Here is a 10,479-nt window from a genome sequence, read left to right as displayed (position 1 = left end):
GGCATGCAGTTCCGAACTGTCTGGTACTTCAGAAGAACGCTCGACGCCGCAATCAAGAACACTTGAAATCCTCCACTTGGTCTACGGCAACCCACACGCTTCGCCACTACTGTGGGTTGCCATCAATCAGTAAACCCGAGCCGGATTGTTCAAGTCGCGCTAATATCCTCTTGCCCCAAAACGCAAAATGCCGCCGATGCAAACTCGCACCGGCGGCATTCTGTTTTCAATGCTGCTACTTCGCGTTAATCCCGCGCAATCCCTGCCGCGCCATGGCTCAGCCAGTCCAGCACCGCGCCCGTGTCGTCATCGCCAGCTTCACGGACCTTTGTCATCGCTTCGCTCACGTCCGCGCTCGCGTTTGGAACCGCCCGGCGGATCGCCACGCCCACCGCCAGGATGTCGATCATCACGAGATGCAAGATGCGCGAGATCATCGACATCTGCGACTCGCGTATCTCGATGTGATCCGTCTCCAATGCGACCGTCGCGCGCTTCGCCAAGGGCGTATTGCTCGACGTGATCGCAATTACGGTCGCACCCTGCTGCATAGCGATTTCAAGCACACGCAGCAACTCCGGCGCGCGGCCCGACTTGGATACCGCCACGATCACATCGCCCTTGCCCAGCAACGCCGCCGACGCCGCCTGCATGTACAGGTCGCCATAGGCAATCGTCGGGATGCCGAACCGGAAGAACTTGTAGTGCGCGTCCTGCGCGACGATGTTCGAATTGCCCAGCCCGTAGAACTCGATCCGGCGCGCACCGTTCAAAATGTCGATGGCCCGTTCCACATGATCGAAATTCAAATGCTCGCGCAATTGCAGGATCGCCGAGACGGTGTTGTCGAGCACCTTCGCGCCAAAATCCGTGGCGGTGTCGCCAAGATGCACCTGGCTGTGACTTACTGGAATCGTACCCGTCAGACCGGTCGCGAGCTTCAGCTTGAAATCCGATAAACCCTGGCACCCAAGCGACCTGCAAAAACGGATCACCGTCGGCTGGCTGACGTCGGCTTTACGCGCGATATCGATGATCGGGTCGTTGATGATCGAGCGAGGATGGTTCAGCGCCAGATCGGCCACGCGCCGCTCGGCGGGCGTCAGCGCATCGCGCATCTGGCGAATGCGTTCGAACACGGCCGAAGATCCCCCGTTCGCACGATTCGACAGCTGCTCCGAGAGAATCGCCGATACCCCCAGAAACGCCGGATATTCCGCGGTGATGATGAACGTCGGCACGCTCGACAAATACTGCTGGAAACGCCCTTTCGCCTCGAAGCGCTCGCGAAACTGCGACTTCGTGAAGAGTTCGCCCAGCTTCAGCACCACGCCGCCGCCAATAAAAATCCCGCCCAGCGCGCCCAGCGTCACCGCAATGTTCCCGGCGAACGTGCCGAGGATTCCACAGAAACAATTGACGGCTTCGAGCGCGAGCGGCTCGCCATCGTGCGCGCGCTGCGTGATGCTGGCCGATTCCAGATCGTCCGGCACGGAAACGCCATCGCGCTCGGCCAGCGCCTGATAAATCAGCAACAAGCCAGGACCGGCCGACACGCGCTCGAACGAGACATGCGGGAATTTCCTGCGCGCAAAACGCAGGACGATATCCTCGGTTTCGTTCGATGACGCAAAGCTCGCGTGGCCGCCTTCGCTGCCAAGCGCGATCCAGCGGTCATCGGCGGGAATCAGGCCGGACACGCCCAGGCCCGTGCCGGGCCCAAGCAACCCGATCACGCTGTTCTGGCGCCGTGACCCGCCGCCAACCTGCACGCGCTGGGCATCAGTGAGACCCGGAAGCGCCATGGCCAGGGCGGTGAAATCGTTGACTACGAGCAAGGTATCGAACCCCAGCGCGCGGCGCGTGGCTTCAATGGAAAAGCTCCAGTCGTGGTTGGTCATCGAAACATGATCGCCGTCGACCGGATTGGCGATCGCCACGGCCGCATGGTTCACGCGGCTGACTTTCGTGTCCTTCAGGTACTGCTGCATTGCTTCGGCAATGCCCGGGTAATCGTTGCCCGGATACACGCGGATCTCGCCGATGACACCCGGCGCCGTTTCGAGCGCGAAGCGCGCGTTGGTGCCGCCGATGTCAGCCAGAAGCCGGGGTCCATCAGCGTGCTGGCTTTGGGCCGCTACCGTTACGGCCTTACTTTGCACACCAGTAGACATCGAGCCTGACTCCTTGAGCGTTTGCCAACGTGGAGATGGCGTTTTTTTGCGGTGCGGCGAGCGCGGCGTTCAGTACATCGAGTTTTTTCTGTCCACTGATGAAGAGGAACAGCTGCTGTACGCCCTTGAGCGCAGACATGGAAAGCGACACGCGCGCATGTGGCGCGCTGCCCGGATGAACGGAGATGAACCGGTCGGGCGTGGTGATCGCGAAATCCCACTCGGGGGCATCGGCAAAAATCGACGCGGTGTGACCGTCCTCGCCCATGCCGAGCACGGCGACATCGGGCACGCGGCGTTGTGGATCAGCGTTCAGGTCGCCGATATGCGCGGCGAGCGGCCGGTTGACATCCACGAGCGGCAGGAAATAAGCACCGCTGGCCGCGTTCTGCAGCAGCGTCTCGCGCACGAGTCGCGCGTTGCTGGCGCTGTCCGTTTCGGGCACCCAGCGGTCATCGACGAGCGTGACATTGATATGCGCCCAGTCGAGCGCGTGCGTCGACAGCGTTTTCAGGAACGGCTTCGGGCTCGTGCCGCCCGAGACGGCGAGTGTTGCATGCTGGGTCTGGTTACCCGATGCACCCGATACGGCGGCATCGGCCGAAGCTGCGCCGCGAGCCGCGAGCGTTGCAGCAAGCGCGTCGCCTACCGCTTCTGCCAGGGCGTCGGATTGGGCGCCTGGTTCATCGAAAGTATGAAGCTGGATCACTGCTCCTCCATGCTGCCTTGTTTTGGTTTCATTTCGCCCGCCGAGAGTCGCACGGCGGGATTTGTCTCGGCTTTAATTGCAACATGTCTACAGCACAAACGTCCTGGAACACGTTCCCACCGACCCGCTGGAACAAGCGGGCTTAATTCTCTTCTTCGAGCCAGCACGTGCCGTGTTGCGCCAGCATGGCGCTTGCGGCCGCCGGTCCCCACGTGCCTGATGCATAAGGCTTCGGCGGTTTCGACGATGCAGCCCATTCATCGAGGATCGGCTCGACATAACGCCACGCCGCTTCCTGTTCGTCGCGCCGCACGAAGAGCGCGAGACGGCCGTTGATGACATCGAGCAGAAGGCGCTGGTAGGCCTCCATCTGCCCTTCCTTGAAGAACTTGTCGAAGGCGAGATCCAGATGGACGCTCGCGAGATTCATGCCTTCGCCCGGCTGCTTGGCCAGGCAATAAAGGCGGATCGTCTCGTTCGGCTGAAGGCGAATCACGAGGCGGTTCGTACCTGCGCGCAATGCATTGGCGCCAAGCGCCGAGTGCGGCACGGGACGGAAATTCACGACGATCTCAGCCGTGCGGTCGGCAAGCCGCTTCCCGGTGCGCAGGAAGAAGGGCACGCCGGCCCAACGCCAGTTCTCGATCTCCACCTTCAACGCGACAAACGTTTCCGTGCGACTGTCAGGACGCACGCCGTGCTCGGTCGCGTATGCCGGCACCGACGTGCCCTTGATCACGCCCGCATGATATTGGCCGCGCACGGCGACCTTGCTGATATCGCGCGGATCGACAGGCTTGAGCGCGCGCAGCACGCGCAGCTTTTCGTCGCGGACCGAGTCGGAATCCATGGAATGCGGCGGCTCCATCGTCACGATGGAAAGCAACTGCAGCAAGTGGTTCTGAACCATGTCGCGCAAGGCGCCGGTGTTGTCGTAGAAGTCGCCGCGCGCTTCCACGCCGAGTTCTTCGGCAATCGTGATCTGGATGCTTTCCACCCATTCGCGCCGCCACAACGGTTCGAAAAGCGCATTGCCGAAGCGCAGCGCAAGCAGGTTCTGCACCGGCTCTTTGCCGAGGTAATGGTCGATCCGGTAGATCTGTTCTTCCGCGAAGATTTCGCCGACGGCGTCGTTGATGGCCTGCGACGACTTCAGGTCATAGCCAAGCGGCTTTTCCAGCACGATGCGCGCGTTTTCGCTCAGGCCCACGTCGGCGAGCGCGCGGCAGATCGGCACGAACAGCGACGGACCGGTCGCGAGGTAGAACACGCGCGTGCCGCCATGCTTGTTCACGGCGTCGCGCAGCAGCTTGAAGTCTTCCGGCTTGCCGAGGTCGAGCCGCACATAGTCGATGCGCTCGAGAAAACCCTTCCACACTGCGTCGTCCACACCGTTCTTCGAGACGTGCGGCTTGACGTGTTCGTCGACCCAGTTGAGATACGCATCGCGATCTTCGGAGGCGCGCGCCACCGCGACGATCTTTCCGCCCGATGCAAGCATTCCGCCACGATGCGCTTCGAAAAGCGCCGGCAGGATCTTGCGCATCGAAAGATCGCCCGTTCCGCCGAAAAGAACGAAGGTGAAATTCGAGTCGTTTTGCATGTGTCTCCGCAGGGGTTCTGAAGGACCGTAGTCCGATAAAATTTTTTTTGACACTGAATTGTAGTTTAACTACAATTCAAATCAAGGGGTAACGTGATCTCGGAAAAAAACACTTAGTCAATCAGAACATGCGTGTTTTCCCGGAGATTCATGTCTAGTTGCATGGTAATGGACCTGAGCCAAGGACGCTCTCGCCGAACGGTTCGCCGTCAGGGAATGTCATGGAACAGGCTAAAGCCGCAGGATGCAGGACCCCGGTCGCACGTCACAGTGGTCAGCCAGTGTGAACGGGCAAAAATCAAAAGAGGAGACACAGTTGCGATTCGACACACTCATCTCTTGAGAGCCGTGCGGCCGAGGTTCGGTCTGCCGGCCAGACTGGCGCGCCCGCCGTTCATCGACGAGGCAAACCGGTCTTATCCCGCTGACACCGCCGACTCCGGCCACTTCAAGTCTGTTCAGTTCCAGCCATCGCTTCCTGGCGGCATCAGGGGCCAATCGTTTTTTGTTCAGGTGTTCGGAGGAGATAAACAATGAAATTTCGCAAGCTCATGGGCGCGCTCGGCGCTGCAGGTCTGTTGTGCGGCGTGACGGCACAGGCGGTTCAGGCTGCAGAAGCCCTTTCCGTACTGCACTGGTGGACGTCCGGCGGTGAGTCGAAGGCTATTGGCGTGTTGAAGGACGACATGACCAAGCAAGGCTACACCTGGAAGGACTTCGCGGTTGCCGGTGGCGCGGGCGCCGCGGCCATGACCGCACTCAAGACGCAGGTGATCTCGGGCAACGCGCCGTCGGCGGCTCAGATCAAGGGTCCGCTGATCCAGGAATGGGCTGACCAGGGCGTGCTGGTGAACATCGATTCGGTGACGGGCGACTGGAAGAAGAACCTGCCGCCGGAAATCGACAAGGTCATGCATGCAGGCGGTCACTATGTAGGCGCGCCGTTCTCGGTGCACCGCGTGAACTGGCTGTATATCAACAAGGACGCACTGGACAAGGCAGGCGGCAAGGCCCCGACCACGTGGCCGGAATTCTTCGCCCTCGCCGACAAGATGAAGGCGAACGGTATTGTTCCGGTGGCAGCAGGCGGCCAGCCGTGGCAAGACCTGACGTTGTGGGAAGACGTCGTGTTGTCGCAAGGCGCCGACTTCTACAAGAAGGCGATCGTCGATCTGGACCAGAAGACGCTGACGTCCGACCAGATGGTCAAGGTGTTCGACACGGTCCGTCACGTGCAATCGTACTTCGATAACGGCCGCACCGGCCGTGACTGGAACCTTGCAACTGCCATGGTCATCAACGGCAAGGCCGGCATGCAGTTCATGGGCGACTGGGCCAAGGGCGAGTTCGCCGGCGCGAACAAGAAGTCGGGCACGGACTATGTCTGCGTAGCCGTTCCGGGTACGGAGAAGGCTTACACGTTCAACGTCGATTCGTTCGTGTTCTTCCAGCAGAAGGGCGCGAAGGATGCAACGCCGGGTCAACTGGCATTGGCGAAGACCATCATGACGCCTGAGTTCCAGGAGCAGTTCAGCCTGAACAAGGGTTCCATCCCGGTTCGCCTGGGCGTGCCGATGACCAAGTTCGACGACTGCGCGAAGAAGTCCTACGCCGATGAACAAACGGCCCTGAAGTCGGGCGGTTATGTTCCGTCGCTGGCGCACGGAATGGCACAAGGCGATGCAACTGCCGGCGCCATCACCGACGTCGTCACGAAGTTCATGAACTCGACGCAAGATTCGAAGAGCGCAGTTGCCGCTCTCGCGAACGCAGCGAAGACGAAGTAAGCGTTTTAGTGTGACGCACGGGCGCGCTCTCTCGGGAGCGCGCCCGAAAGCACAAGTCGATTACCGTAAAAACCGCTGTATCCCTGTTCCGGCCTGAGACTCTTGCCGGCAAATTTTCAGGAGTCGAGAAGTGGCTGCCTCCCCTAGCGGTATCGCGCAGAAGTCCTCGCGCACCCCGCCTCGTCGTACGTCGCCCATGGCGGCGCTTGCCGATACCTATATTCCGAAGCTCGTACTCGCGCCCAGCGTGCTGATTGCGCTCGTGTTTGTGTACGGCTTCATTCTGATCACCGGGTATCTGTCGCTGACGAACTCGCGATTGATGCCGCGCTACGATTTCGTTGGTTTCCAGCGCTACACCGAGCTGTTCTCCAACGACGTCTGGTGGACCTCGGCTGCAAACCTTGGCTGGTTCGGCATTCCGTTCATCGCCATTTGCGTCGGGCTCGGGCTGTTCCTCGCCATTCTGCTCGACCAGAAGATCCGCAATGAAGGCGCGTTGCGAGCGATCTTCCTCTACCCGATGGCGCTGTCGTTCATCGTGACGGGTACGGCGTGGCAATGGATTTTGAACCCGAGCCTCGGACTCGAGAAAGTGTTCCACGACTGGGGCTGGACGAGCTTTTCGTTCGACTGGCTCGGCAACCCCGACAAGGCGATTTTCTGCGTCGTGATCGCGGCCGTGTGGCAATCGACTGGTTTCGTGATGGCGCTGTTCCTCGCCGGCTTGCGTGGCGTGGACGCGGAAATCTTCAAGGCGGCTCAAATGGATGGCGCGTCGTTGCCGCGCATCTATCGCAAGATCGTGATCCCGAGCATGCGTCCCGTGTTCTTTTCCGTGCTGCTGATTCTCTGCCACATCACCATCAAGACGTTCGACCTCGTGGTCGCATTGACCGCGGGTGGTCCGGGCACGTCGTCGTCGCTGCCAGCCATGTTCATGTACACGTTTTCGTTCAACCGCGGACAGCTCGGCCTGGGCGCAGCTTCATCGATGATGATGCTAGCCACCGTCGTCGCCGTGCTCGTGCCGCTCATGTATCTGGAATCGAGGAGCACCCGCAATGGAATCTAAGATGACGATCAGCCGCGCCGTCATCTATGCGGCGCTGGTCCTGTTTGCCCTGTATTTCCTGTTCCCGATCTACGTGATGCTCTCGACGTCCTTCAAGGACCTCGACCAGTTGCGCACGGGCAACCTGCTCACGCCGCCGACATCGTTCACGTTCGCACCGTGGGTCAAGGCGTGGTCGCAATCGTGTACCGGCGTGCGCTGCGACGGCATGGAACCGTTCTTCATGAACTCCGTGCGCATGGTGATTCCGGCTGTGCTGCTTTCGTCGATCATCGGCGCCTTCAATGGTTACGTGCTCACGCACTGGCGTTTCCGCGGCGCGGACCTCGTGTTCACGCTGCTGCTGGTGGGCTGCTTCATCCCCTTCCAGGCCATTCTTCTGCCGATGGCGCGTCTGCAAGGCATGCTGGGACTCGCCAATACCACGACGGGTCTCGTACTCGTTCACGTGGTCTACGGTATCGCGTTCACGACCATGTTCTTCCGTAATTTCTACGTGAGCATTCCGGCCGAACTGGTGAAGGCCGCGCGTATCGACGGTGCGGGCTTCTTCACGATTTTCACGAAGATCCTGCTGCCGGTATCGTTGCCGATCTTCATGGTTTGCCTGATCTGGCAATTCACGCAGATCTGGAATGACTTCCTGTTCGGCATCGTGTTTTCGGGCGTGGATTCAATGCCGATTACCGTGGCGCTGAACAACCTCGTGAATACATCGACGGGCGTGAAGGAATACAACGTCGACATGGCTGCTGCGATCATCGCTGCTCTCCCCACTCTCCTCGTCTACATGGTCGCCGGCCGGTTCTTCGTGCGCGGCCTGACAGCGGGCGCGGTAAAGGGCTGATTTCCGCGGGGCGCTTCCACAGGTTCGAACCGAAGGAAGCGCCCGCGATAAAAGATCAACAGATGCGCGGACGACCACACTCAGCGCAGAGAAACTAAAGGATTCATAGCATGGCAAGCCTTTCAATCCGCGACGTATACAAGACTTATGCGAACGGCGTCCCCGTTCTGAAGGGCGTGAACATCGACATCGAGGACGGTCAGTTCCTGATCCTCGTTGGCGGTTCGGGCTGCGGCAAGTCCACGTTGCTCAACATGATCGCCGGCCTGGAAACGGTCACCAAGGGCGACATCATGATCGACGGCAAGACGGTGAACAACCTCTCGCCGAAAGATCGCGACATCGCGATGGTGTTCCAGTCGTACGCGCTGTACCCGTCCATGACGGTCCGCGAGAACATCTCGTTCGGGCTGAACATTCGCAAGGTGCCGAAGGACGAGCAGGCCGCCATTGTGAAGCGCGTATCGGATACGCTGCAGATCCAGCATCTGCTCGACCGGAAGCCCGGCCAGTTGTCGGGCGGCCAACGCCAGCGCGTGGCAATGGGCCGCGCTTTGGCGCGCGATCCGGTGATGTTCCTGTTCGATGAACCGTTGTCGAATCTCGACGCGAAACTGCGTATCGAAATGCGTTCGGAAATCAAGCTGCTGCATCAGCGCCTGGGCACGACGATCGTGTACGTGACGCACGATCAGATTGAAGCCATGACGCTCGGCGACCGGATTGCGGTGATGAAGGATGGCGTCGTGCAGCAATTCGGCGCGCCGCAGGACATCTACGATTCGCCATCGAATTTGTTCGTGGCGGGATTCATTGGCGCGCCGCCGATGAATTTTATCGACGGCAAGCTGGTCGAGGCCGGATCGGGCGTGGGTATCGAGTTGGATACGGGCGTGTCGCGTACCGTGTTGAACCTGCCCTTCGATGCCGCCGCCGTGCGTGGCAAGATCGGGCAGAACGTGATTCTTGGTTTGCGTCCGGAGCGCATTACGGATGCCCGCAGCGCGCACAATGTGGAAGACGCACGTCTGCAGCCGGTTGAGGTGAAGATCGATGTGATCGAGCCGACCGGTCCGGATACGCTCGTGTTCACCCAGGTGAACGGCAAGCGCGTGGTGAGCCGCGTGCACCCGGCGGCAAATCCGCAGCCGCTGACGAACATGACGCTGCTGTTCGATGTATCGAAAGCGGTGTTGTTTGACGCGAAGACGGAAGAACGGTTGGCTTGAGCTTTCTTCGCGTTCAATGAAGCCGCGCAGACCACACATTCTGCGCGGTTTTTTTTTCGATTGCCGGGTTGCAACGACCCAAATGATTGTTACAAAACTTAAATAGGAATAGTCCGAATCCACATGGACCTCGCCGGTCTGACGCATTGAGCCGACGCAACCGCGCGCCGAGACTTCTTCGCGACACGTCATCAGGCACAATCAGCCTTCTGATTCCTGATCACGTCGGCGGACTCGCCGGCATTCCAACGCGGGCGCGCTTTCCTATATGACAAACTCCTTCCTCAGCCAACACCCCGAACTCGAATGGCCCGCTGCTGCCGGCGCCGATCCGTTCATAGAACTGGAGTCGCTCGATAACGCCCGCGTCGAGCAATGGGTTGATTCGCAGAACGCGCGTACGACGGCCGCATTCGGCAAGACGCTTGAAACAGATGCGCTCACCGCGCGCCTCAAGAAGGCATACACGTCACAAGAGCGCATCGTGTCCTGCTCGCGATATGGCGACTGGGGCTACAACACGTGGCAGGACGAGGAGAATCCGCTGGGCATCGTGCGGCGCACACCGTGGGCTGCATGGCTCGCGGGCAAGGCGGAGTGGCAGATCGTCCTCGATGTCGACAAACTCGACCTCAACAACAATCCCGACGATGCCACCCGCTGGGCGCTGCATGATTTCGACATGCTCTACCCCACCTGGGACCGCGCGCTGGTGAGCTTGTCCCCGGGTGGTTCGGACGCATGTCTCGTGCGCGAGTTCGATATCGAATCGCGCACTTTCGTGGAAGATGGCTTCGAGCTTCCCGATGTCGGCAAGCACGACATATCGTGGATCAATCGCGACGCGGTGTATGTCGGCTGGGACGACAGCGCGCATAGCAAGAAACCGGCGCTGACCACGTCGGGCTTCCCGCGCCAGGCGCGCAAATGGAAGCGCGGCACGAAGCTCGCCGATGCGCCCATTGTCTTCGAAGGCAAGCGGCGTGATGTATCGGCGGGCGTGGATTACGACCCGCTCGAAAACCTGCACCTCGCGTCGCGTGCGACCTCGTTCT

At 60.3% G+C, this 10,479-nt stretch carries 7 protein-coding genes and 1 pseudogene; 5 read left to right on the top strand and 3 right to left on the bottom strand.

Features of this window, described 5'->3' with window-relative positions; all coding sequences use genetic code 11:
• Positions 1 to 245: 245 nt before the first annotated feature.
• From ACFFAR_RS14170 to zwf, 3 genes are all read right to left on the bottom strand, one after another.
• Positions 246 to 2,174 carry a bifunctional transcriptional regulator/glucokinase gene (locus ACFFAR_RS14170; RefSeq protein WP_174364001.1) on the bottom strand — a complete coding sequence of 643 codons (1,929 nt, stop codon included), beginning with the start codon at positions 2,172 to 2,174 and terminating at the stop codon, positions 246 to 248.
• Positions 2,152 to 2,883, bottom strand: a complete 732-nt coding sequence (gene pgl, locus ACFFAR_RS14165; protein ID WP_174364000.1) for a 6-phosphogluconolactonase — start codon at positions 2,881 to 2,883, stop codon at positions 2,152 to 2,154. The genes ACFFAR_RS14170 and pgl overlap by 23 nt, the downstream gene beginning before the upstream one ends.
• A gap of 142 nt (positions 2,884 to 3,025) precedes the next feature.
• Complete coding sequence (gene zwf / locus ACFFAR_RS14160; RefSeq protein ID WP_174363999.1) at positions 3,026 to 4,486, bottom strand: glucose-6-phosphate dehydrogenase; 1,461 nt, start codon at positions 4,484 to 4,486, stop codon at positions 3,026 to 3,028.
• Between the two features lie 533 nt (positions 4,487 to 5,019).
• On the opposite strand from zwf, the gene ACFFAR_RS14155 reads away from it, so the two are divergent.
• The 5 genes and pseudogenes from ACFFAR_RS14155 to ACFFAR_RS14135 form a co-directional block, all read left to right on the top strand.
• Positions 5,020 to 6,273, top strand: coding sequence for an ABC transporter substrate-binding protein (locus ACFFAR_RS14155; RefSeq protein ID WP_061998902.1), 1,254 nt, complete (start codon positions 5,020 to 5,022; stop codon positions 6,271 to 6,273).
• A gap of 196 nt (positions 6,274 to 6,469) precedes the next feature.
• Positions 6,470 to 7,348: a carbohydrate ABC transporter permease gene (locus ACFFAR_RS14150; RefSeq protein ID WP_086386673.1), complete on the top strand. Its 879-nt coding sequence runs from the start codon at positions 6,470 to 6,472 to the stop codon at positions 7,346 to 7,348.
• On the top strand, positions 7,338 to 8,195 hold the full coding sequence (locus ACFFAR_RS14145) for a carbohydrate ABC transporter permease (RefSeq protein ID WP_075359593.1): 858 nt from the start codon (positions 7,338 to 7,340) through the stop codon (positions 8,193 to 8,195). The genes ACFFAR_RS14150 and ACFFAR_RS14145 overlap by 11 nt, the downstream gene beginning before the upstream one ends.
• A 110-nt stretch (positions 8,196 to 8,305) precedes the next feature.
• Positions 8,306 to 9,424 (top strand): ABC transporter ATP-binding protein, encoded by a 1,119-nt coding sequence (locus tag ACFFAR_RS14140; protein ID WP_056352109.1) that lies wholly within the window; start codon positions 8,306 to 8,308, stop codon positions 9,422 to 9,424.
• A gap of 268 nt (positions 9,425 to 9,692) precedes the next feature.
• Positions 9,693 to 10,479, top strand: a pseudogene (locus ACFFAR_RS14135) (S9 family peptidase); the annotation flags it as partial.

Source organism: uncultured Caballeronia sp. (genome assembly GCF_964243625.1).
Taxonomy (GTDB): Bacteria; Pseudomonadota; Gammaproteobacteria; order Burkholderiales; family Burkholderiaceae; genus Caballeronia.
The sequence above is the reverse complement of the archived record's forward strand: the minus strand, read 5'-3'. Positions and strand labels throughout refer to the sequence as shown.